We start from the raw sequence: 620 nt of genomic DNA on the forward strand, positions 1-620 counted from the left end.
CTGATAACGACAGTTAGACCTGGCCACCATGGCATAGCTTTCACCCTGTGCAGCGCTTTCAGGAATATCCGAAACAATATAGTCCGTCGCAAAATAGCTCACAATCGCGAGCAAGGGTGCAACCACCATCGCTGTCGTCATATGTTTGTTTTTAAACATTTTTATTCTCCATCTATCATCAAGTGAAGGAAAAAGGGGGAAGCCTAAACCGCAGACTTCCCAAAAAAATCTTAGCGCCGCAACACGACCAGCGCCAAGAGGCCACAATATCAATTCTCATTCACTAACTTAGTGCGCATGCGCTTCACCAGCGCCAGCCGGTACACGGATATGTTCAACCAAATCTTGAACATGCTGTGGAGGCTCAACCGTCAATTTCGACACAGCAAAGGCAACGGTAAAGTTAACCACGGCACCGATCGCACCAAAGGCGTTCGGCTCAATTCCCAAGAACCAGTTAGCTGGCATATCACCTAAGAAAGACGTACTAGCCACAAACATGATTCCCTTGTGCTGGAAGACGTAAAGCAGTGTCACACCAATCCCGGAAATCATACCCGCGATTGCACCTTCCTTGGTCACCTTCTTGCTAAAGATACCCATCATTAAGACCGGGAAGA

1 pseudogene is annotated in these 620 nt (G+C 47.7%); it reads right to left on the reverse strand.

The window, feature by feature from the left end:
* Nucleotides 1–288 precede the first annotated feature (288 nt).
* A pseudogene (locus A3761_RS01910) lies at nucleotides 289–620 on the reverse strand (cation acetate symporter); the annotation flags it as partial.

It is taken from the genome of Oleiphilus sp. HI0123 (assembly GCF_001635315.1).